Source organism: Mesorhizobium sp. CNPSo 4689 (genome assembly GCF_057784325.1).
This window is the reverse complement of record NZ_JBWLUZ010000014.1, coordinates 15,689-38,320: the sequence shown is the minus strand read 5'-3', so window position 1 is coordinate 38,320 and position 22,632 is coordinate 15,689. Positions and strand designations below refer to the sequence as shown.

Here is a 22,632-nt window from a genome sequence, read left to right as displayed (position 1 = left end):
CTAGCCACACGTTGCGCATGTGGTAATGCGCCTTCAGAAATCAAAGGCGCAGCGGTCGCTCACGCCAAATAATACCGCCTCAAACGAGATCAACCTCCACCCACAGCCCACCCTCCCCGCGAGCCTTATCGCGTGGCGCGTGTCGCACCGCACGGATCGATCCGGACGGCGTGGCGAAGGGCGGCTTGCCGTTCTTGTCGGCCAGCCACTTGTCGTCGGAGCGGATGACGCGGCCGTTGGCCTTGGCGGCTAGCGCGGTCAGGATGGGGTCGTAGGGCATTTCGTGCCAGCGGACTTTCTTGGCGTCATCCTGGTTGGTCGGGATGAAGGCCGAAAGATCGGCGTTGGTCAAAAGGTCGATGCCCTGTTTTTGCGGCATGGCGTTCTGGCTGCCGTGATGGGCGACCTTCAGATAGACCGTGCGTGCCATGAGGTCGGCTGTCGTCACCGTCGTCTGCTCCAGTTGCCATTTCAAATCCTTCCAGCTCAGCCAGTTGCCGATCTGCGCGTCGCCCGGGAACAGGAACACGTTGTTGCTGTCGGTGAACTCGAACGCCAGGACCAGGCTGGTGTTGTTGACGCCCCGATCGAGCTGCAGGGCAAGGTCGGCGGCAATCCCCATCCAGTCGGCGTCGATGCGGCGCCACGACTGGTCGGGGTCCTCCGTTGGCGCCGGATGGGAGACCGGCCCCGCATAGTGCTCGCGGACAAAGGCGCCGATATCGATCCTGGGATCACTGCCCTTGTCGCCGTTCAGCGCCGCTGACAGTTCCGTGCCGACGTGGCGCTCGAACGGGCTGAGCTCATCGATATAGTCTGCATCGCCGGTTCCGTCGTTCATCTTCAGCCCCGCGGCAAGCGCCCGAGCGAACGGACCGCCGCTGGCAAGCGGAAACATTTCGCCCGCCCTCTCCTCGAGCCGAAGTGCCGCCTTGTCGCGAGGCGGACCAAGCACGTAGATGCGCAGATTGGGCAGTTCCTTGATCGAGAGCGGCGGCTTGCCTGGTTCGAGATAGGTCGGCCTGGTCTTCGAAAGACCGGCCGCTGCGTCTCGCGCCGAGCGCACTCTTTCGCCGGCGGCGCCGAACTGGAAGCCGAGCACCGACCGCAGCCCGTCACGAATGCCTGCCAGATGAGCGGTCGGCTCCTGGGCGGCATCGAGCCTCTGGCTCACACCTTGCAGCGCCGTCAGGGCCGAGGCCTTGAACTTGTCGAGCTCGACGGCCTGCTGGTCGGCCGGGTTTTCCGTCCATGCCATCCATACCTCTTTGACCTCAAAGCCCGCGAACAGGTCCTTCGAGGTCAGGAAGCCCGAAACATGGTCCCAATGCTCATGGGTGACGACGAGGACGTCGATCTTGCCGCCATCCGTCGCCTTCTCGATGTCGGCGACTATGTCCGCCACCAGCGCCGGGCCACCCTTGATCGACACATGAACGCCGCAGTCGATCAGCATGCGGAACAGTGAGCCGTCGGGCGTTGGAAAGCTCAGCAGGTGGCAGTCGCCGATGCCCTGGCAATAGTGCCGGACCGTCACGGCGGGCTTTATCGCCCTTGCCACTGCCGCATCCGCCGCTTCTTGCCGCCTGGTTCTTGTTGCCGGCTTCCTAGACATGATCGTCATCTCCATCGCTGGCATGCAGGAGGGCGAAGGGCTCGGAAACCTCGTTGCCGAAATAAAGCGCTCGCAGCGGCGACAGGTAGTTCGCGGTCGCGGTCTCGGCCTGGCGCTTGCGCCGTTCGGGGCTGCCGGTGTTCTTGATGATCGAATAGCGGATGCTTTCCTTGCCTTTGCGCGGGTCGATGATGAGCGTCGCTCCGCCGCGGAACCAGATGAAGCCGTCGCCCGCCTTCACGCCGTTCGGTATGGGCTTGCCTTCGAAATCGATCGGAATGCGCTGCTGGATGACGGCGATGACCTCGGTACGGAACGAGCCGTTGGGTTCGACACGTCGGGTCGGACGCACGCCGAGGATACTGAAGGTGGTCTCGCCCTTTTTTGCCTTGGCCAAAAGGGTGCCGTCGTCGCGATAGCGCGGCAGGTCGGGCAGAAGTCCGAACTCCTTGTGAAGGGTCGGATGGGCGGTAAAGGTTCGGTGCATCGCCTGCCACATCGCATAGCGGTTCTTCTCATTGAGGGAGAAGATCTCGGAGCGATCGAGTTGCTGGTTCCAGCCGAGGTCGATTTCGTCCAGCAGCCCCTGCAGCCAGGGAGGTGACGGATCGTCGGGCTCGCTCCAGGCAAGCGTCTCTTCCGAGATGGTACGCACGTCGCGCGGCAGAAGCTTCCATCTGCGGAAGGATTCGATGAAAGCCAGGCGATAGTGGAGCGGGTCGTCGGGGAAGGCATCGATGTCGGCCGTGATCAGGGCGCGCAAATATTCGCCGAAGGTGATGTCGACGGCGGGGCAGTAGTCGAGCGCGCGAATGCACATGGTCAGCATCTGCCGGGCGATCTTGGCGGTCTCGTCGGTCAGGCGCTCGACCAGGCTGGGATGCAAGGTGCCGACCGGCAGCACGCCGGTGCCGCCGGTCGCCAGCTGGACCAGATCGTCGGTGCGGCGGTCGGCGATCGCCAGGAACGCCTGATAGACGGCAAAGACCAGGATCGAGCCCCGGTCATGCGGCTCGAAGGTCTTGGCGTAGTCGAGCGCGGCCATGCCGGGGCCGCCATAGTCGCGCAGTGGCCCGGCGCGGCCGCTGCCCTCGCCGAACTGCGCGGCGATGCCGGACAAAAGCGTGGCAACGGACACATCACCCTTCGCCTTGGCGATCGCAAAGCTGACCAGCTCCTTGAGGGTGAAATGCTGGAATAGCGCCACGATATCGGCAAAGGCCTCATGGAAGGCCGGCACGTCAGGGTTGGATGCTTCTTCGAAAAGACGGTGCAACCCGTCGAGCAGCGCATGCGACATCTCATGCGCGACAATGTCGCTCGACAGGCAGGAAAACACCGTCGTGCCCGGCGTGGTGACGTCGCCGTCCTTGCTCTCGGCCGGAAAATAGCCGAACAGCAACGCCTTCTTGTCGGGGCTGTAGTAGGCGTTCGCAGTGCGCAGCGCGTGCGGATAGATGCGCAGGCGCGGCACTTCATGCGCCTTCATGGCCATGCTGCCACGGCTGCCGACCTTGCCGGTATAGTGCGGGGCCCACAGCGCGCGGCGGCCCAGGGCGCGCTCGAAATGCCCGATCGTGGTCATGGCGACGGCATAGACCATCTGCTGATGGAATTGCGGATTGCCTTCCGAGGGCGGCAGACCGTCCTGAGCGAGCAGGATCTTGTCGTTGAGGTCGACCGGGTCGTAGACGCGGTTGGATGCCGGATCGATGTCGATGACCTCGAGATATTCGCCGACCGGACCGCGCAGCAACGCCTTGGCCGTCGACGGCTCGTCGTCCCAGGGAACGGAAAGGGTCGCCTGAAAGACGGATATTGAATCCAGCTGCTTGGCGATGGAAGGATCGAGCGCATAGATGCGCAGGCGGCGCTTGGGCGGCGGCAGCGCGCGCGGCTTGCGCTTGATCTGCGGTGCCGGTTTCGTCGCCGCCGGCGCAGGAGGGCTGGCGCCCGGCCGTCCCAGCGCGCCTTCGAGAAAGGTCCGCAGCGGCCCGGACGGATTGCCGTCATCGAGCGCGGCTTCCAGGTAGCGGTTGCGCGCGGCGGCCGAGATCTTGCTGGGGTCGACATCCGGATCGGCGATCGCCTGGTCGACCGACGCGACGCGCTGTGCCATCTGGGTCAGTTCCAACGCCAGCATTTTCCGATGTAAGATGTCGGCGGGCGACATCGCCGCCACGGAGTTGCCGCCACCGGTGATGAAATCGAGCCAGGCCCAGGAATATTCGGCCGGCGGCAATCTGCGGAGCTTGTTCTCCGCCGGGGGCATGATGGAAAGCGCGGCATCCGCCCGGACCACGCCCTGGCCGATCTTTTCCAACGTCTCTGCCGCCCCCATCTTGGCCGTGGTCTTCGACGCCGCTGAAAACAGCGCGAAGCGGACTGCTTCGATGCGCATCCAGGCTTGCGAGTAATTCTTCACGACGTTCCAGTGCTCGGCCAGCCAGAGTGCTGCCGCGGCGGCGATCTGCGGCGTTGCCGCCGATGTGCCGCTGCCATCCATGTCGACGATCTTGGCGCAGTCGATCTCGGCCCACGGCACGTTCGGCGTATAGGCGCCAAGCGCCGTCTTCATCTTCGATTGCGGCCCGTAATTGCCTTGCATGGTGCCGAAGCTCAGGCCGGAATAGGCGCGGCCGTCGGCCATCACGCCGCAGGCCGCCAGAACGCGATTGTAGCGGGCCGGAAAGACGATGCTTCGTGGCGTGATCGTGAAATTGTTGCCGGCGGCGGTGACCATCACGACGCCGTTGTCATAGGCAAGGTTGACCGCATCGACCAGCGCCTGCGAGGTCAGGCCGCCCATGCTCATCGACAGCACCTGCGCGCCTTTCGCGCGAGCATAGTCGATGCCTTGCACCATGGTGCCGGTGGTGAGCCGCACCACCCAGTCGGCGATGCGCACCGGGATGATGTTTGTCTGGGGGGCGGCGCCGACGAAATCCTTGAAGCCTGGCCAGTTCGGCGAGGTGCCGTCGAGCTTGTTGCCGGCGAGCAGGCTGAGCGTGCCGGTACCGTGGCCGCGATTGCTGGCGAGGCCGCCTGGCGGAGCATGATCGGTGGCGTCGTTCGGGCCGGCACCGTCATTGACGAAATTGCGCTGCTGCGCGGTGAGCAGTCCGGCGGGCAAGGTGCGATGCCCCGGATCGAAGCCGGTATCGAGATGGGCGATGGTGATCTTGGCCTGCTTGGCGCCGACCTTGGCGCGGGCGGTGGCGAACTGGCTGAAGGCCGCTCCGGCATTCCAGGCGACGACGCCCGGCTTGGTGGCCTGCCCGCCTGACGGATCCTGGTCGTCGAAGGTGCAGACCGGACTGGCGCTCGCTGCCATGCCGCGGTCGCCATTGGCGTCCTTGTAGTCCCAGTGCTCGACGATGTCCGGCTCCACGGCCAGGACTTCAGGGCCGCCTGCCGCCGCGAATGCCTGGCCTTGGCCGACAAGGGCATGGGCATCGTTCCAGGGATTTCCCGAACTGGCCTTGGCGCTCAGCCTGAGCCAGGTCGCGCCTGGATCGGCAGCGGCGCCGAGATTGCCGCCCGAAGCGCCCGGTGGCACGCGCAGGATTGGCTCGACGTCGACCGCCCCGAGGCGCAATGACCGGCTGCCCGCGGCAAAACCGGCACCATCGCCGCGCACCTTGATCAGGAGTCCCGCTGCCGTCGCCATGGCATGCTCCACTTTCCCAATCGGTTGAAGTAGAAATCGTAGTCTCGACTGTCAGATCCTGGCAAGTGTGGGTGGAAAAACCGCCAAACAACTGATGCTGCGCCGGCTTATGTTCCAGGATCGTTCGTCATTCAAATATTGCCGATTGCCGGCTGCATGACAATCGCGCCATTCGACAGGTGTCTCTGTGACGGACTTCACAGATGCTCGGCAGCTTCCGCACGAATGTGGCCAGGGGTTCCACTTCGGCCGGCTGCTTCGACCCCAGTTTCCCAGACTTCGAAAAAAGGCAGCCGCTCCAAGGCGGGTTTTTTTGAGCACCTAAGCATTTGCACGGCTGCCGTCTGCGCGCTCTCGGCTACCTCCCGCCGCGCGTGCAGACGACCTTCCGTGCTTCGGCTGCGGCCTTACATGAACGCCGGGCTTTGATGATGCGCTCTCTTGCCGTAAACTTTAGCAGTTGGGGTAATTGGAAAATCGATATGGCTTTCGCCAGCGCGAACGACAGGAACGATCTGCCGCGCCTCGCACGGATCGACCCGCGCCAGTTCGACCTGCTGTTCAGCGGCTGCAAGCTGGAACGCTACGCAGCCGGCCAGCACCTGTTCGTCCAGGAAGATGCCGCCGACCGCATCTACGGCGTGATGAGCGGCACGGTGGAGATTTCGATCTACTCGCCCGGCGGCCAGAAGCTGGTGGCCAACATCGAGCTCCAGCGCAGCCTGGTCGGAGAGATCGGCGCGCTTGACGGGCGCCCGCGCACGGCAACCGCCATCTGTCTCACGGCTTGCGAGCTGGTCTCGCTCAGCCGGACGCAACTCTTTGACCGAATTGAGAAAAACCCGCCTCTGGCGCGCGCGATGATTGAGTTATTGTGCGCGCGGCTGCGCTGGGTCAGCGGCGAGCTCGGGGACCAGGCCTTCTTCGGCATCGAGGCCAGGCTGGCGAAGCGCCTGGTGTTTCTTGCCGGCGTCATGGCCGACGGAGCAGGCTGGATACCGATCTCGCAATCGGAGCTCGGCGATTTCCTCGGCGCCACTCGCGAGTCGGTCAACAAGACACTGAACGACTGGCGCAACCGGCAGATCATCGCCATCAAGCGTGGCGGCCTGCGCATAACCGATAGCAAGGCGCTCAACCATATCGCCGAAACGCAGGACGACGACTGAGCGATTCCGGGCCGAATCAGAGCCGCGATATCAGGTAGCGCAGCGACGATCGGCTCGGCATGAAGAAGTAGCCCCCGCCCTTCGTGGTGACGAATTGCGGGATTTCCCGGAGGATCGTGACCTTCTCCCACGACGGGATGGTGAAGTGCCCGTCTTGGTCGCGCGCACCAATCGTCGGATCCTTTTCGCCAACCAGGCCCTGAAAGGAAGTCGACGATACCCAGGTCTGCTGGATGAATTCGTACTGGCGCTCGATGTCGGCGTTCAGGCACATGAAGAGCAGCCCCTTTTCGGCCTTTCCACTCTCACTGTCCTGTTTCTCATAGGTGCGCCCGACGCGCAGGATGCGGTGGCGCTTGCCGATAGTGATCTCCGTCTCGCGGTCCTCACCAAGCGAGTCGCGCGGGTTGGAACGGCGTATGTGGGCTCCGAGCGGGCAGCGATGCCCTTGCGGATCCTCGGCGCCGATGGCGAAATTGTTGTCAACTACGCGACCGGGATGATCGGGATTGCGCACCAGCGAACTGCCGTTCTGCCAGCGGCCGAGCATCTTGGCTGCAACCCACTCCGATGTCATGGACTGATTGCCGGTTTCGTGAGCAACCTTCGCCGCTGCCCTTTTGCAATAGTCGTTGAAAATGTCGACATGCTGCTCGAACTGGCGAACGACCAGGAACGAGCCGTTGCGGCCGAAATCCCGCGGGGGTGGAGGCAGGCCCGGAATCTGCCGACTACGACGCACCTGCGACAGGATTCCGCTCCGATCGCGCGAGGCGCTTACAGAGGGCGAGGCCGGATAGAAGCCGTGCTCGTCGCGGTAGCCGAACAGGAACTCGCCGGGTGCGACCAGATGCATGGGCGCGGCGCCCCTGCTGGCGCGCGTCGTGCCCCGCACGATCGGCTGCGAAATCCCATCAGCGAAGCCGAAGTGCTCATAAGCAGGCCCGCGCTGCGACTTGTCGTCAGGTTTTGCCGTATTCGACGATTTCGTGTTCGTGTTGGTCGGGTCCCGCTTTACGGCGAGCGGCAGTTCAGCGACGACCTTCATCCCCGCGCCGGTCGTCTTTCGTTTCACGATGGCAATCTCGGTCGCCAACTTTTCCGGTTTTTCCGCATAGCAGACGATGACCACGTCCACGGGCTTCTTCAACGACCCCCACTCCCATTCGTCGGGTGCTTCGCGGCTTCGGTCGTCCAGGATGCGCCCACGCTCGGGATTGCCCATGCCATGGCGAAAGGCAATCGGGAATGTTTTCAGCGGATCGTCGTCGTCGTCGGCGCCGGCGTCGAGCCCAAGCTGCCGCAGACCGCCGGGACCAAAGGCCACCGTCATGGCTCGCCCGGCGGGCCTGCCTTCGCCGAAACTCGTCTGTTCGATGACGAAATCGAGCCAGGCCCGGCGTTTGGACGCCGGCAATTTGTCCGGCACTCCGATCGCAATCATATGCGCATAGCCAAGCGGGCCGAACGGGCCGAAGAAGAGGGACTGGATCTCGCCGGTTTCCAGTTGCTGCTCGAGAGGCGCCGGAAAGGCTGAGCTGATGTTGGCCAGCAGCGAGGTGGTCTTTTGAACGGTGGTTCTTTCGCTCATCGGACGCGGTAGCGAACCGAACAGGCTCAGCCAGTCGCGCGCCTCGTTGCCGACGGCGGAAGCGATGCCGCGCCTGATCCGGGAATTCATGCGGATGCGCGTGGTGTTGAGATGGGGATAGGCGGAATACCAGAACAGGGTCGGCACCTGCTGGCGCCGCGCCCAGCGCTTGAAACGGTCGCCGTCGCGCGCGCCGTCGAGGAATAGCCAGCGTGTGCGAGGATAGCCCACGGTGTTGCTCCACACGCCGGTCAGCCCGGCGGATGCCTTGGCAATGAAGTCTTCGAGATAGCTCTCCCAGCTGCCGCCGTAGTTGGAGAAGAACATCAGTCTGTTGGAGCCCGGCAGCAGCACCCAGCGGGCGAAATGGATGGTGTTGATGGTGTTGAGAAAGCCTGGCTTGAACACCTTCTGCGCAGCTATCGAGATCAGGTAGAAGGAAAACCTGAGCGCTAGCGTCCGCAAGATACCGGCCTTCATCGTCGAGATCGCGGTCAGATGGTTCTGCGCCGCATGGTCCTCCTTGGCGAGTATCTCGTTCAAGGCAGATATTCCGATCGATGCGTTTTCCGGCCGATCCTTGTCCTCGATGCGCCGCAACGCCAGCAAGCACAAGAACAACAGCAGCGCCACCGCTGCCAACAGTCCAAGCGCCGACAACAGAAGCGAAGTGACTGCTATGGCTATGGCGGTGAAGGAGATTTCGTGGGAACTGATGTCAATGGATCTGCCGAACACCACACTGTAAGTCATGTACCAGCACGCAGCCCAGATGACCGCCACTGTCGCAAAAACCGGTGGCACCAGCAGGGTCGTCATGAGGGCACGGCCCCAATGACCCGGAGGCCTTTCCAGCTGGCTTTCGGCGGGCTCGAATGCCCAGCTGAACTTTCCGAGCGACCGGACATGCTGGCGGGCCTCGGCAAGCACCGCGGCGGCGTCACCATTGCCTGCACGCGGACGTTCGACGATGTCGCGTACCGCGTCGGCGAGGTCGGCTTCGGCCAGGATGCGTCGGACCGAATGTCCGGGCGTGCCCGAAAACACCAGACCGGCGGCGCTGCCGAATGATGGTGATATCGCGACGTTGTGCTTGCGCAGGAAGTCGTTCAGCGCGCTGCCTTCGGGCAGACCGCAGAAATCCTTGAAAATCGGCCGCAACTGGTGGCCAATGGCCTGCGCCAGGGCATCGATCACCTCATCGGCGCTGCCGTCGCCGGAGATTTCGAGAACGAGGGCGCCTTTCTCAAGGCCTGACGCCTCATCTGTCTCGCCGGTGCCGGCAACGGCCAGGCTGGTGAAATGAATGGTGCCGGCAATGTCGAGTTCCTCGCCGACTGCCTGCGTGGCCGGATTGCCTAATGTCGCGACCCTTTTGCGAATGGCATCCAGCGATGCGCCCCGTGTGATCGGACAGACTACCGTCACCATCGAATGATCGACCGTGCGGCACAGCGCCGGCCGGTCGAAATCGACCTTGAGGCTTTCCGGATAAGCGCCGAGGTTCGTCATCCACCCGGCCTTGCCGGGCGCCCGGCGCAGCCTGTCCTTTTGGAGCAGGGCGCGAATGCTTTCGCCGATCTGAATCCTGGCGATCTCGGCGCCGATGCACAAATGGATGCCGTGGCCGAACACCATGTAATCGCGAAGCGGACGCGAGGTGTCGAAGTCGTTCGGGTTTTGCACCGCTTCGGGATCGAACATCGCCGACAGCGTGGCCGGCATCACCACCGTTCCCGCCTTCACCAGGCGCTCGCGCGGCGTGCCCCTGGCGATGGTCGCGTCACGCGAGGTATAGCGCCAGGGACCGACCCAGATCGGCTTGAAGCGCATGGCTTCCATGATCGCCCGGTCAAGCTTGCCGGTATCGTCATCGGCTAGCGCCGCATCGACCGCCCGCCGCGCGTCCGGCCGGGACAGGATGACATCGAGGCAGTTGCTGCCGGCCAGCACGTTGGTCGGGACAAAGCCGGCGATCATGCCGAGCATGACCGAATGGAGATCGGGCTTCGACAGGCGGCCTTGATCGAGAAGGGCGACGAGCCTGGGCAGCGGCCGCTCGTCCTTTCCTCCCCTCTGCCTGATCGCGTCGATGGAGCGGTCGATGACCTTGATCAGCCGATCTCCCGCGACCACGGCAAGCTGGCGCGTGGTGGGGCTTGCCGTCGGATCGGAAAAGAACAGCGCGCTCAATGCGATCGCCCAGTCGGCGAATTCCGATTCGTCGTCGATCTCGAGACCAAAATAGTCGCGGCAGATGCGCACCGGAACGATCTTCATCAGCCCGGAGATGGCGTCAAAGCCGGGGTTGGCCCGGGTCATGATGTCCTTGGAATGATGTGCGGCGATCGGCCGGACCATGGCCTCGACCTCCGCCGGCGGGAAGGCGCTGAGCACCGACGATTTCATCTGCCGGTAGGCGGCGCCGTCCTGCATGCCGAGAATGAAGTTCGACCCCCGCGCCAGCTCCGCCATTTCGGGGCCATAGGGCGTCTCGAATTCGTCGCCGCGCTCAAGGATGTCGCGAACGTCGGCATTCCTGGTCACCAGCAGGAAATTGCCGAAAGCAAGGTTTGGCCAGAAGCGGCGCAGCAGCCCCAGCATCCAGCGGGGATCGCTGAACAGATAGCCGGCGATGCGAGATGCCAGGCCGTCCTTGGAACGGAGCCGCTCGAGATCAAAGGGCGGCATTTCCGACACCGGACGCTGGCTTTTCTGGGCGGCGAGAATGGCGGTGAAATACTTGATCTTGATCATGCGCGTTCAAGCCCCCCGGCTGTCCACGTCATTGCGATACCGGCTAACCCCATGGCCTAGGTTTGCTTCGGCTCTGCGTATGTTAAGTTCTTCACAGTCACCCTTGTTCTACCACTTGTCAGCGGCCAAATCATTTGCCCGACCTGGCCGCGTCGAAATTGCCGATAAGGAATTCGTTCGCCGCCTTGTCGACGAAAGGTATCCAGCGCACCCGCTGGTCGGAGAAATCCGGGTGCCTTGTCGTGAAAATGGCCAGCTCCCGTCGGGCTTCTTCCGTGCGGCCGCTGCGCGCCAAGGCACCGATCTTGAGGAACCTGGCGTAGAAGTAGCCAGGCGACAGGTTGAGCGAGCGATCCGCGATGGCGATGGCGGCCTGCCAGTCCTCGACGAAACTGTAGGCGACCGCCAGTTCCCCTAGATTGTGGAACCTGTAGAGATCGAAGGGGCTCAATCGCTCGGCGCCGAGAAAGAACGGTATCGCGCCGGCGGCATCGCCGAGCAGCAGGCGGGCGCTGCCCATCGCCGAGCTTGCGAAGGCAAAGCTCGGATTGATATGGATCGCCTCCTCCAGATGCTCGACCGCGGCCCGCGGCTCTCCCCTCATGATGTCGATCGCGCCGAGATGGGCGTGCGGGCGTGCGTCCAGGCTGTCCATGAGCAAGGCCTTGCGAGCATATTGCTCGACCTTTTCCAGATCGTCATTGTCGCCGAAACGCAGCCACGCCCGCCAGAAATACCACCATGCGAGCTCATTCAGCACGGCGCTCGAATTGGGGTCTTCCCGATAGGCCTTTTCGAAGAAATCCAGCGCGATTTCGGTGTCGCCGCGGGTGCGCCGGTTCATGTGCCAGCGGCCACGCCGCACCAATTGCCAGGTCTCCAGGCTTTCCCAGGGCACCTGGAAGGTTCGCGCCTGCTCGGCCCGGTCGACCTCCTTGTCGAGAATGGAGACGATCTCGCTGCCGATCTGGTCGCGCAGGTTGAAGATGTCGACGAGGTCGCGATCAAAGCGCTGCGACCACACCAGCCGCCCGTTCGAGGTGTCGGCAAGCGACGTGTTGAGCCGGATTTGCCCGCCATTGCGCGTCAGCGTGCCGCTGACGATGTAGCGCGCGCCGAGCGCGTTGCCGATCACCCGCGTCCCCAGGCTGTCGTCACGGAACTGGAAGCTGGAACTCTTGGCGATCACCGAAAGCCATCTGGTGTTGGACAGGCCGTAGATTATGTCCTCGGCAATGCCGTCTGCCATGTAGCCGACATCGTGCTCGCCGCCGTCGCCGGCAAACGGCAACACAGCGATCGCCGGCGGGCCCTTGGGGGCGAGTTTCTGCTGGCCAAGGGGCGAGGATATGGCGACCAGTTGGGCCATGGGCGCGGAGCCGTTGCCGCCCCGGCCGGCGATCAGGACGCGCACCGGCAGCGCGATGTTCTTCAGCATGAATTCGCCAAGGTCGGTGAATTCGGCCGTTGTCTTGTCCTTCACGTGGTGCCAGGTGGTCTCGGAGATGGCGAGCCCGTCATGCGGAGCGAGTTCCTGCAGCCTGGCGGCGATGTTGACGTCGTCGCCATAAAGGCGGCCTTCGCGCACGATGACGTCGCCGGTGTTGATGCCGGCACGAAAGGGCATGCGCATGTCTTGCGCTGCCGATGCATTGAGCGTCACGATCCGGCCCTGGAAATCGAAGGCCGCACGCAAGGCTTCGATCGGACTGCCGAATTCGGCCATGACGCTGTCGCCGGCATCGCCGAAGGTGCGGCCACCAAACGCCCCACAGCTATCGGCGATGATGTCGCGCCGTTCCTCGAAGGCGGCGACGGCCAACTCGTCGTCGATACCCATCAGCCGTGAAAATCCAACGGCATCGATGGAAATGATTGTCGCCAGCTGACGGGTGTAGTTCCGTTCAGCCATAATGGAGCCCCCCGGTCCCTTCTGGTCCTGTCCAACACAGGCGATTGCCCGCTCTTGGGCGCTTCGCCGCGTTGCTGAATGAAGATTCAGACAGGCCGGCGCGCAGATACCGACCTGTCATGGCAGGAAGTCTAGCAGGGTCACGGCAAAAGCTCCACCATGATCAGCTAATGTATCGCAGAGCGCGGCTCCGCCATGGTTAGCTGCTGGCTATCTGAGATCTCGGATAGGGCATTTGTCCTTACGCATTGAAATTCAATGGCATTCGTAGATTGCAGCTGCAGCGATTGGGAACGGTTTTTGATGATCTCGGATCGCAATTGCAAACAATGGTGGTGCAACGATCCGATCCTACCTTTGGCGCACCGGAACAAACCGGCCTGGAAGCGAGTTTCCAACCCACATCACGCCAACATGAAATGAGGGCACTCATGCGCATCGTTGTTCTGGCGACCAGCCTGGCGGTTCTTCTCGTGAGTGGATCGGCTTTCGCGGCCGACGAAAAACCACTGCCCCCGCCCAATGCCAAGAAGCTGTCGGAGATCATCGCCAAGGTCGAACAGCGCAACGACTTCCACTATGTGAAGGAGGTGGACTGGGATAGCGGCGTCTATACCATCACCTACTATACGAGCGACAAGGCGAAAGTCGAAATCTCCTACGATCCCGTGACCGGCGAGACGAAATAGGATCGCCAACGCGCTGCAGACCTATGGCACGGCGCCCTATGCTCTTGCGCCGGCACATCTTTGATGGCTGACTGCGGCTCTATAATTGCGGGCACGGGGGTGCATGGCAGTGGTAAAGCACGTATCGAAGCGCGTCCTGATGATGCTCGCCGGCTATCTGGTGGCGGTTCTGGTGGGGCTGTTCGCGGTGGTGGCGATCTACGCCATGGTGAGTTCGCTGCCCAACGCGCCAGAATATTTCAGCGTCGTGGGCGTTAGCCCGATCGCGGCACTGCTGGTGCCGCCGCTCGGCATGTTCATCTATTTCCTGACGATCATATTGACCGGGATGCAGACGCTTGTCTTTGCCCTGATCGCCGAGTTCTTCTCGCTGCGCAATGCCCTGCTGCACATGATGTTCGGCGCCATCGCGGCGGTCGCGGGATTCGCCCTGATCTGGCCGGGCGCATCGGAAAATCCGGAGCGCTGGGCCGATATGGGTATCATCGGCGCGGCAGGTGTCGTGGCCGGCCTGGTCTATTGGCTGATTGCCGGCCGCGACGCCGGTTTCCAGCGGCCGCTCTTCGAGCGAGCCTAAGTCGCGTCGCGCACCCTCCGGCCGGGCTTTGGGGCTTCAGCTCGCCGGCGAGCGGACCGCTTCGGTGGCGTCGAGCGCCTGCATCAGCCTTGTGTCGCGGTCGTAGATGTCGCCGAAATATTCGACATTGCCGGACATGTCGGGCCAGGCGGTGAAATAGGCGACATAGACCGGGATGGTCCGCGTCACATTCTCGGTCGAATGCCCGTGCTTCAGCTTCTCGACGACATAGTCGACCGAGGTGCCGAGCACCGCCGCCGCCATGCCGCGCGGATCCTGCAGCCGGATGCAGCCGTGGCTGAGCGCGCGCATGTCGCGCTCGAAGAAGGACTTCTGCGGCGTATCATGCATGTAGATGGCGTGCTTGTTCGGGAACAGTATCTTCAGCTCGCCCAGCGCGTTGGCCTCGCTTGGCAGCTGGCGCACGCTGTACGGGATGTTGGCGCCGTAGCCACCCCAATTGACCGCCGATGACGGGACGCGCTTGCCACGCGAATCGGTGACTTCGTAGCCGGCGCGGTCGAGATAGCCCGGATCGTTGCGCAGCCTCGGCAGCATCTCGTTGACGATGATCGACTGCGGCACGCCCCAATAGGGATGGAAATCGACCTGCTTGATCTCCTTGTAGAAGAAGGCGGTCTGGTTGGTCGTCCGGCCGATGACCACGCGGGTCTTCAGCTTCACCTCGCCATTGTCGATATAGCTTGCGGTGAAGGCCGGCTGGTTGATGAACACGCGTGGACTGCCGAGGTCGGAAGGCAACCAGCGCAGTTCCTCGAGTGCTACCTCCACCTTCCCGATCTTGTCGGCCTTGGACGTGCCGGCCAGCGAGGCGACCGTACGCGGGCCGATGACGCCGTCGCCTTTCATGCCGGCCCGCTTCTGCACCGCCTTGATGACCGGCACCAGCTCGGGGTCATAGATCTCGCTCTTGCCGAGTCTCGCCAGCACCTCGCCATAGTCGCCGCCCATCTCGTCGTCGAGATTGCGAGCGATCAGCGTCAGCAGCTTGGGCAGTTCGGGACTGGTCTCGCCGGGTTTCAGCAAGAGCTTGGGATCGACGACGATCTCGTTCTCCTCGCTGGCCTGGAGCGCTTCCAGTTCGACGCGCAGTGCCTGGTATTCAGGGTTCTGCGGATGCCGCGATTCGAGATAGGTGCGGACTTCCTGCGTATGCGCCAGCGTTTTCAGCACGCCTTCCATGTCGAGCGGCTTTGGTGGAAAATCATAGTAACCGGTCATGCGGTTGGGGTCGACGCGACCGCTCTGGGCGTCATGGGCGTAGCGCAGCACGCGTGCCGACAGCGACATCTCGAAGCGGACGAGTTCTTTCAGGCGCTCGTCGGGGGTAGCTGACGACATGGCGGTGGCCGGAACGTCGACCGTATAGTCGGCCGGCGTCAGGCCGTAGCTCGCGGCCTCGCCAAGCACCCGCACCGCATCCTGCGCGCGGCTGTTGGGAGCGGTTCCGCTGACCCAGATGAAATCCGGATTGGCCGAGTAATAGGCGATCAGCGCCTTGGCGACATCCGGTTCGGCATAAAGCTCATAGTCGCCGAGACCGGCAATCGCCTCAGTGAAAGCATTGCCGGTGACGGACGGCACGAAAGCGGCATCCTGCGGTGCCGCGGGCTGCGGTTTCGGCATCAGCGCGGCGAAGTCGACACGCACCAGCCGGTCGGCCTTGTAGGTATAATAGGACGGGCTGCTGATCCTGGTGCCGCCACCGCCACCGGTACCGGGGTTTGGCTGCGGCTTGTATTTGGGTGGCGGCGGGAACTCGCCTTGCGGGTTATGTCGAACACCGCCGCCGAAAAGCATGTCAAACAGACCCTGCGCGCTGGCCTGCGGTACGGCGATGACCAGCGTGGCCGCGACCGCAAGCGGCAATACGGCGGCTCTGTTTCCGAAGATATTCATGGATCACCCGCTCCGGTTGCAACCGGTTCCCGTTCCGCGCCGCTAGACGATCTTGCCAACCGCATGGCGGATGTAAGGCGCGACTATACCGATTCATACCGATTTCGTTAAGCTTCCATAAATTTCGAAGGGTCTGTTGCAGAACGGTTTCACAAGTTTGTGACGGTCTGAGCGAATTCGTTTCTGCTCCGGCCGGTTGAAACCGGGTTGCGTCAGGCGTTGGCGCCGCCGTCGATGGTCAGCGCGGCGCCGGTGACGAATCGGCCTCGGGCCCGCCAGCCAGGCGACCATGCCGGCGATCTCCTCGGCCTTGCCGAATCGGGGAGTCGCCATCTTCCGCCGCAGGGCTCGGTATGCGGACTGTGGCCGGGGCAATGGCGGCATGGAAGGCAATGGCCGGCTCCGACCCTGCGTGACAAACGCCGGTCATTGTGCTGGAGATCCGTCGGCCGAAAACGAGCGGTCGGGAAGGATGTGCGGGTGAAAAAAGGATATCGCGAGCTGCTCGACGAGGCCAATGCCGCGATCGAGGTGATGTCGCCGGAGGAAGCGGCAGGGCTGCTCGACGATGAGGGCACTGTCTTCGTCGACCTGCGCGATCCGCGCGAGGTGGAGCGCGACGGCAGGATCCCGGGTGCGAAACATGTCACGCGCGGCATGCTGGAATTCTGGATCGATCCGGAAAGCCCTTACCATAAGCCGTTCTTTGCGTCGGGCAGAAACTTTGTCTTCTTCTGCGCCGGCGGCTGGCGCTCGGCGCTGGCCACCAAGACAGCGCAGGACATGGGACTTGCGCCGGTCAAACACATCTTGGGCGGCTACACCGCCTGGAAGGCGGCCGGGCTGCCGGTCGAGCCCGGGCTGAGGAAGAAATAGAATTTAGTGCAGAGCTACCGGCTCGCGCTCGCCGGCAACGAAGCCGACGGCGTGCTCGACCACGCCCTTGTCGGCGAGGATGCGACGGTGGCCAAGGCCCTCGGCCCAGTGCAGCCTGACATGATCGCCGGCGCCGGCATAGCGCCTGGCATGATCGGCGGAAACCTCGCGGTCGTCGGGTGCATGGATGACCAGCGTCGGCACCGGCGCCTGGGCAAGCTGACGATCACCGGTGAATTCGCGCAACGGCCGGCCGGATAGTTTTTCGACCCGGTCGGCCATGGCAACCTGCGAACGCGGGCCGACATTGAGCATGCGGCTGAAGTCGTCGAAGATCGCCGGCAGCGAGCTCGGCGCTGCGATCAGCACCAGCCGATCGGCCGCCACCGGCTGGATGCCTTTGACGGAACCGGCGACGGCGTTGGCAGCGACGGCACCGCCGAAGGAATGGCCGACGATTACCGCGAACGGCCCGAACCATTCGCCTACCACCCTTGCAGCGTCGACCGCGTTGACCATGTTCAGGCGGCGGCCTTGCGATTGGCCGTGGCCCGGCAGGTCGAGCGAGACGACCCTGTAGCCGGCGCCGCGATAGCCTTCGATCAGCGCGCGCATATATTCCGTGCGTGAGCGCCAGCCGTGGATGACAAGCACGGTGCCTTGGGCCGCCCTGCCCGGCTCGGGCCGGAATTCATGCGCCATGACGCACCCCGTCCTGGTCTTCAGCCGGTGATGGCGCGCCTCGGTCATGAAGGCTGCCGCACGGTCGACGGCGCGGCGCTCGCCGTCGCTGAGGGCTTTGACGTTGGGCGTGCGGCAGAACAATTCGAACGCGGCGCGGCCGCTCAGACGCGGCGCCACATGCTCGGCGGCGCCGAACACACCTCGGATGACCTTCAATCCAAATGATGCCATAGTGGCGATCCATCCATTCGTTCAAGCGTGAACATAATAGTTCAAACATGAACATTAAGCAAGACCTGCCCTGGGACAACCCGCGCTTTCGCAACTGGGTCGCGGTGGCGCGCGCCTGCCATGTGCTGGAGCGCACGCTGGCGGTGAAGCTGGCGCCGCTGGATCTCAAGCCTGCGCAGCTCGACGTGCTGATGAACCTCTATCGCCATCCAGGCATGTCGCAGCACGATCTTGCCCGCAAGCTCCTGGTCGGCCGTTCCAACATCACCATGCTGTTGCCGCAGCTCGAAACGCGCGGCCTGCTGCGCCGCGAAGGCGACGAGAAGGACAAGCGGGTGCTGCGGCTGACGCTGACCAATGACGGCGAGGCCCTGCTGATGCAGGCGCTGAAGATCCATATGGCGCTGATCGAGAAGGCGATGAGCCAGTCGACGCCGGAGCAGTGCGACCTGATCGGCGAGCAGATGCGCAAGATTTACGAAGTGCTGAAGGACGCGTGACGCGTGTCGGTATTCAGGTGAGGCCGGCCTGCAAACGGCGGTTTCCTGCGCTTCCGGTGCTCACGTACTTCAAGTACGCTCCGCTTCGGTTCTCGTAACCCACCGCTTTCGCCTCGGCCTGAACCTGAATCCCAACACACGTCAGGGGAGTTCACCACATCGTCTTCTTCGCCCGCTCCGGCCATTCCTTGTCATAGGCTTCGCCGTCGATGTTCTTGCGGCTGGTGATTTCGAGGATCTGGCCAGGCGTCGGCAGCGATTTCGGGTCGACATGCCTTGCCGGGTTCCACAGTTCGGAGCGGACGGTGGCGCGGGCGCATTGGAAATAGACCGAATCGATATCGATTACGGTGACCGAGCGAGCCGGCTTTCCGTCGACGCTGAACGAAGCGCAGAGCGCGGCATCGGTGGTGATGTGGGCGCGGCCGTTGACACGCAGCGTCGTGCCGGAGCCCGGCACCAGGAACAGCAGGCCGACGCGCGGATCGCGGATGATGTTCTTCAGCGAGTCGGCACGGTTGTTGCCACGCCGGTCCGGCATCATCAGCGTCTTCGGATCATGGATGCGCACGAAGCCGGCGAGATCGCCGCGCGGCGAGCAGTCCAGCCCCTCCGGCCCGCTGGTCGCCAGGGAGACGAAAGGCGAGGCCTCGATAAAAGCCGCGTATTCGGGGATGACGTGGTCGAGTTCCTTGACCACCGACGCCTCGCCGGGCAGGCCATAGAGGGCTTCGAGCTGTTCGACCGTGGTGATGACGGACATGTTTTTCGTCTCCGAACCTTTGCCGGCGCTACTCCAGATCGATGACGCCATGACGACAGCGGCATGAAACTAGCGGTCGCGGCTGAGCCCCTTTTCCGCCAGCTCGGCGAGATAGGCGTTCCAGCGCTCGTCCTTCTCATGACCGAGCGTATGCAGATAGTTCCAGGTGAAGATGCCGGTGTCGTGGAAATCGTCGAAGGTGATGCGCACGGCATAATTGCCGACCGGCTCGATCTTGAGGATGGCGACGTTGCGCTTGCCGGGAACGGTCACCCGCTGGTCCGGCGAATGGCCCTGCACTTCGGCCGAGGGCGAGGCTACGCGCAGCAATTCCGCCGGCAGTTCGAACGGCCGGTGATCCGGAAAGGTGACGGTGAGCAGCTTGCGGTCCTTCGAGACCCGGAGTTCCTTCGGCGCCGTCATGCTGATCATTCCTGCGTTGCGTCCCCCCTTCCCTACGCTGCTTCGCCACACGCGAAAAGGCCGTTGCAGGCCAGCCGACACGCAATGTCGGTGAGGGAATGTTACCAAAGATCAAGACCGGCTATCTTGAATGCTGGAGCGGATCGTATCACATAGCCGTATATAACGACGCCGCTCACGGCCACGGAAGCGCTTGAACATGGACATGATCGACCCATTCGGTCGCACGATCAGCTATTTGCGCGTGTCGGTCACCGACCGCTGCGATTTCCGCTGCACCTATTGCATGGCCGAGGACATGACCTTCCTGCCCAAGAAGGATTTGTTGTCGCTGGAAGAACTCGATCGGCTCTGCACCGTCTTCATCGAAAAGGGTGTACGGAAGCTGCGGCTGACCGGCGGCGAGCCGCTGGTGCGCAAGAACATCATGCATCTGGTGCGCCAGCTTTCGCGCCACCTCGACAGCGGCGCGCTGGAAGAACTGACGCTGACCACCAACGGTTCGCAGCTGTCGCGCTTCGCCCAGGAGCTCGCCGATTGCGGGGTCAGGCGCATCAACGTCTCGCTGGACACGCTCGATGCCGACAAGTTCCACCAGATTACTCGCTGGGGCCATCTCGGCAAGGTCATGGAAGGCATCGACGCCGCGCAGGCCGCCGGCTTGAAGGTCAAACTCAACGCGGTGGCGCTGAAGGATTTCAACGACGCCGAGCTGCCCGACATGATGCGCTGGGCGCATGGCCGCGGCATGGACCTGACGGTCATCGAAACCATGCCGATGGGCGAAATCGACGCCGATCGCACCGACCAGTACCTGCCGTTGTCGCTGCTGCGCGCCTCGCTCGAGCGGCAGTTCACGCTGAGCGACATCCCCTACAAAACCGGCGGCCCGGCGCGCTATGTCAATGTCGCCGAGACCGGCGGCAGGCTCGGCTTCATCACGCCGATGACGCATAATTTCTGCGAGAGCTGCAATCGCGTCCGGCTGACCTGCACCGGTACGCTCTATATGTGCCTCGGGCAGGAGGATGCCGCCGACCTGCGCGCGCCGCTGCGCGCATCCGAAGGCAACGAACTGGTCAGCGCGGCAATCGACGAGGCGATCGGCCGCAAGCCGAAGGGCCATGATTTCATCATCGACCGCCGCACCAGCCGCCCCTCGGTCTCGCGTCATATGAGCGTCACCGGCGGCTGATTTTTTCTCGGGATTGGTGCAAGATCGCCTCCGGCAACAGGCCGCGGGAGGCACCGTGAGGCACTTTCAGCTCATCTCGATCGCCTTGGCGTCGTTTGTGACAACCGCAGCGATCGCGGCTCCATTCACCTATACCAATGCGCGCTTCGGCACCGTCTGCACCTTTCCCGACGAGATTTTCACCTTGCCCCAGCCCGAGCCGGAGAATGGCGACGGGCAGCAATGGCTCAGCGCCGACGGCGCCAGCCTGATCTGTTCGGGCATCCTCAATATCGATGACGACACGCCGAAGAGCTTTGTCGCCGCTGAGAAAGCGAGCAAGGAGCCGAGCTACAAGATTACCTACAGCAAGAGTGGCAAGGACTGGGCGGTGCTGTCGGGCATCAAGGGCGAGGCCATTTTCTACGAGCGCCGTCTGTTTGGAAAAGACGGCGTCATCCGCACCGTCTGGATCGATTATCCGCCAGCCCTGAAGTCTAAATACGATCCGCTGGTGGGCGCTATTGCGGGCAGCCTCAAGGGGCCGTGAGCATTTTGCGCCACACCACGAAATAATCCTTATCCGCCAAGTTGCATCGGATTTACCGACTCGATGTTCCGGCCTAAGCCTTCGCCCGGAGTGGTTCTTCACTCACAGGGGGAATACAACATGCGCAAACTTATTCTTTCTCTTGCATTGCTCGGCCTCGCGGCGGCGCCGGCAACGGCGCAGTCGATCGGCGGCAAGTACACGGTGGCCGGCACCAATTTCGACGGCTCGGCCTATGGTGGCGAGGCAACCATCACTTTGACCAGCGAGACGACCTGCACCATCCATTGGGAAACCGGCGGCTCATCCTCGGACGGCATCTGCATGCGCAACGACAATGCCTTTTCCGCCGGCTACGCGATGGGCAAGGAAATCGGCCTTGTCGTCTACAAGGTTGAGAAGGATGGCTCTCTGCACGGCCTGTGGACGATCGCCGGCAAGGACGGCAACGGCACCGAAGTGCTGACGCCCAAGAAGTAAGGCTCCACCGATCCTCTGCGGAATGGGCCACAATGGAAAGCCGTGGCCCATTCCTTTGACGTTGCTGTTTTGCGGCGGGCTGATACAGGCTGACGCAAAGCACACCGGTGACCGCCCTTGCCTCTTTCGCCAAATCTTCGCGGCGCGCTGTTCATGGTGGTGGCCATGGTCGGCTTCACCCTCAATGATGCGATCACGAAATTCTCCTCGGAATCGATGAACATGGCGCAGGTCATGCTGATCCGGGGCGCCTTCGCTTCTCTGTTCGTCGGCCTGCTTGCCTGGCAGCGTGGCGCGCTGGCCCGGCCTGCCTCGATGCTGCAGCCGATGGTGGCTCTGCGCGTCACCGGCGAGGCCGGCGCCACGGTGTCGTTCCTCCTTGCGCTTGCCCACCTGCCGATCGCCAATGTCTCGGCCGTGCTGCAGGCACTGCCGCTGGCGGTGACGATGGGGGCAGCACTTGTGTTCAACGAGGGCGTCGGCTGGCGGCGCTGGCTGGCGATTACCGTCGGTTTTGCCGGCGTGCTGATCATCGTGCGGCCGGGCTTCGAAGGGTTCAGCGTCTATTCGCTGCTGGCGCTGGCGAGCGTTGCCTGCTGTGCGGTGCGCGACCTTGCTACCAAGCGCGTCCCGCAGGCAATCCCGACCTTGCTTGTCTCGACCGCCACGGCGTTGGCCATGACGGTGCTGGGCGCGGCACTGCTTTCGCCGATGGGCGGCTGGACGCCGATGAGCGGCGAAGCCACGGCGCTGCTGGCGTTGGCGGCGGTGCTGGTGCTCATCGGCTACCAGTTCATCATCATGGCGATGCGCTCGGGCGACATCGCCTTCATCGCGCCGTTTCGCTACACCGCCCTGCTCTGGGCGATCCTGCTCGGCCTGGTCGTCTTCGGCGACATCCCAGACCTGCCGATGATCGCCGGCGCGTCGATTATCGTCGGCTCCGGGCTCTATGCGCTCTACCGCGAACGGGTCGTCGGCAAGCGGCAAACCGCCGCCGAAAGCGCTGGACCTGACATGGCGCCGGACGGCATATAGATCGTCCCGAGAC

The 22,632-nt window shown here is 63.3% G+C and carries 17 protein-coding genes; 9 read left to right on the top strand and 8 right to left on the bottom strand.

Annotated features, from left to right (window positions below; translation table 11 throughout):
- Nucleotides 1-79: 79 nt before the first annotated feature.
- A complete protein-coding gene (locus AC04SI_RS18890) occupies nt 80-1,615 on the bottom strand; it encodes an MBL fold metallo-hydrolase (RefSeq protein WP_404276680.1) in 1,536 nt (511 codons plus the stop codon).
- Nucleotides 1,608-5,285, bottom strand: a complete 3,678-nt coding sequence (locus AC04SI_RS18885) for a S8 family serine peptidase (RefSeq protein WP_488474645.1) — start codon at nt 5,283-5,285, stop codon at nt 1,608-1,610. Before AC04SI_RS18885 ends, AC04SI_RS18890 begins: the two co-directional genes overlap by 8 nt.
- A gap of 482 nt (nt 5,286-5,767) precedes the next feature.
- Here AC04SI_RS18885 and AC04SI_RS18880 point away from each other — a divergent pair, with 482 nt between their 5' ends.
- Entirely contained in the window at nt 5,768-6,454 is a 687-nt protein-coding gene (locus tag AC04SI_RS18880; RefSeq protein ID WP_404277123.1) for a Crp/Fnr family transcriptional regulator, read from the top strand.
- Nucleotides 6,455-6,470: 16 nt separating this feature from the next.
- Here the strand turns inward: AC04SI_RS18880 and AC04SI_RS18875 are convergent, their stop codons facing one another.
- Entirely contained in the window at nt 6,471-10,802 is a 4,332-nt protein-coding gene (locus AC04SI_RS18875; RefSeq protein ID WP_488474644.1) for a cytochrome P450, read from the bottom strand.
- A gap of 130 nt (nt 10,803-10,932) precedes the next feature.
- Nucleotides 10,933-12,714: an adenylate/guanylate cyclase domain-containing protein gene (locus AC04SI_RS18870; protein ID WP_488474643.1), complete on the bottom strand. Its 1,782-nt coding sequence runs from the start codon at nt 12,712-12,714 to the stop codon at nt 10,933-10,935.
- A 431-nt stretch (nt 12,715-13,145) separates the two neighbouring features.
- Between AC04SI_RS18870 and AC04SI_RS18865 the strand changes: the two genes are divergently transcribed.
- Nucleotides 13,146-13,403 (top strand): PepSY domain-containing protein, encoded by a 258-nt coding sequence (locus tag AC04SI_RS18865; protein WP_192181213.1) that lies wholly within the window; start codon nt 13,146-13,148, stop codon nt 13,401-13,403.
- A gap of 103 nt (nt 13,404-13,506) precedes the next feature.
- The gene (locus AC04SI_RS18860; RefSeq protein ID WP_404276687.1) at nt 13,507-13,980 is read left to right on the top strand and encodes a hypothetical protein; all 474 of its coding nucleotides are present in this window, start codon (nt 13,507-13,509) and stop codon (nt 13,978-13,980) included.
- A 36-nt stretch (nt 13,981-14,016) separates the two neighbouring features.
- On the opposite strand, the gene AC04SI_RS18855 is transcribed toward AC04SI_RS18860, so the two are convergent.
- Nucleotides 14,017-15,900 (bottom strand): L,D-transpeptidase family protein, encoded by a 1,884-nt coding sequence (locus tag AC04SI_RS18855; protein WP_404276689.1) that lies wholly within the window; start codon nt 15,898-15,900, stop codon nt 14,017-14,019.
- A gap of 480 nt (nt 15,901-16,380) precedes the next feature.
- Here AC04SI_RS18855 and AC04SI_RS18850 point away from each other — a divergent pair, with 480 nt between their 5' ends.
- Entirely contained in the window at nt 16,381-16,776 is a 396-nt protein-coding gene (locus tag AC04SI_RS18850; RefSeq protein ID WP_404276691.1) for a rhodanese-like domain-containing protein, read from the top strand.
- Nucleotides 16,777-16,779: 3 nt separating this feature from the next.
- Here the strand turns inward: AC04SI_RS18850 and AC04SI_RS18845 are convergent, their stop codons facing one another.
- The gene (locus tag AC04SI_RS18845) at nt 16,780-17,691 is read right to left on the bottom strand and encodes an alpha/beta hydrolase (protein ID WP_404276692.1); all 912 of its coding nucleotides are present in this window, start codon (nt 17,689-17,691) and stop codon (nt 16,780-16,782) included.
- A 47-nt stretch (nt 17,692-17,738) separates the two neighbouring features.
- Between AC04SI_RS18845 and AC04SI_RS18840 the strand changes: the two genes are divergently transcribed.
- The gene (locus AC04SI_RS18840; protein ID WP_404276694.1) at nt 17,739-18,191 is read left to right on the top strand and encodes a MarR family winged helix-turn-helix transcriptional regulator; all 453 of its coding nucleotides are present in this window, start codon (nt 17,739-17,741) and stop codon (nt 18,189-18,191) included.
- 151 nt (nt 18,192-18,342) lie between these two features.
- Here the strand turns inward: AC04SI_RS18840 and AC04SI_RS18835 are convergent, their stop codons facing one another.
- Nucleotides 18,343-18,954, bottom strand: coding sequence for a pyridoxamine 5'-phosphate oxidase family protein (locus AC04SI_RS18835; protein WP_404276696.1), 612 nt, complete (start codon nt 18,952-18,954; stop codon nt 18,343-18,345).
- A 69-nt stretch (nt 18,955-19,023) separates the two neighbouring features.
- Nucleotides 19,024-19,377 (bottom strand): gamma-butyrobetaine hydroxylase family protein, encoded by a 354-nt coding sequence (locus AC04SI_RS18830; RefSeq protein WP_404276698.1) that lies wholly within the window; start codon nt 19,375-19,377, stop codon nt 19,024-19,026.
- Nucleotides 19,378-19,576: 199 nt separating this feature from the next.
- On the opposite strand from AC04SI_RS18830, the gene moaA reads away from it, so the two are divergent.
- From moaA to AC04SI_RS18810, 4 genes are all read left to right on the top strand, one after another.
- Complete coding sequence (gene moaA / locus AC04SI_RS18825) at nt 19,577-20,572, top strand: GTP 3',8-cyclase MoaA (RefSeq protein WP_404276700.1); 996 nt, start codon at nt 19,577-19,579, stop codon at nt 20,570-20,572.
- 55 nt (nt 20,573-20,627) lie between these two features.
- Nucleotides 20,628-21,101 (top strand): hypothetical protein, encoded by a 474-nt coding sequence (locus tag AC04SI_RS18820; RefSeq protein ID WP_404276702.1) that lies wholly within the window; start codon nt 20,628-20,630, stop codon nt 21,099-21,101.
- A gap of 120 nt (nt 21,102-21,221) precedes the next feature.
- On the top strand, nt 21,222-21,581 hold the full coding sequence (locus tag AC04SI_RS18815) for a hypothetical protein (RefSeq protein ID WP_404276704.1): 360 nt from the start codon (nt 21,222-21,224) through the stop codon (nt 21,579-21,581).
- A gap of 117 nt (nt 21,582-21,698) precedes the next feature.
- Nucleotides 21,699-22,619: a DMT family transporter gene (locus AC04SI_RS18810; RefSeq protein WP_404276706.1), complete on the top strand. Its 921-nt coding sequence runs from the start codon at nt 21,699-21,701 to the stop codon at nt 22,617-22,619.
- Nucleotides 22,620-22,632 lie beyond the last annotated feature (13 nt).